A 636-nucleotide genomic window follows, 5' to 3' on the forward strand; every position below is an offset into this window, starting at 1 on the left:
GGGCATGACGTTGCGGTTCTAGGCCACGCGCGATCACCATGCCGTGCGGCGGACGCCGCGCCGTTCATTGCAAGGCATCAGCAAAACCGGTGGTGGTACGCCGGGACGGGCGACGTCATCCGGCCATCAATCACGCGTGATAGCCCGGAAGTCGCTTGACGCTCCGGATTGGTTCCCATATCCACGCCAGCGGGACACCTCCCCCCAACGGGAGGCTAGCTATCTGGAAGGATAGAATATGACTGCAGCGAAGCCCGCTTCGCGGCCCAATGTGCCGCATTTCTCCTCCGGCCCCTGCGCCAAGCGCCCCGGCTGGACCCCCGAAAAACTCACCGACGCCGCGCTTGGCCGTTCGCACCGTGCGAAGATCGGCAAGAATAAGCTCAAGCTCGCGATCGATCTGACGCGCGAAGTGCTTGAAGTGCCCGCAGATTACCGCATTGGTATCGTGCCGGCATCGGATACGGGCGCCGTCGAGATGGCGCTGTGGTCGCTGCTCGGGCCCCGTCCCGTCACCACCATCGCCTGGGAATCCTTCGGCGAAGGCTGGGTCTCCGACATCGTCAAGGAGCTCAAGCTCAAGGACGTCACGAAGCTGCATGCCGGCTATGGCGAGCTTCCCGATCTGTCGAAGGC

General features: G+C 63.7%; 1 protein-coding gene. It reads left to right on the forward strand.

Features of this window, described 5'->3' with window-relative positions; all coding sequences use genetic code 11:
• Positions 1-238: 238 nt before the first annotated feature.
• The coding region (locus AC1DU6_RS34535) for a PLP-dependent aminotransferase family protein (RefSeq protein WP_477863001.1) at positions 239-636 on the forward strand (398 nt) is incomplete at its 3' end.

It is taken from the genome of Roseateles sp. P5_B10 (genome assembly GCF_056400485.1).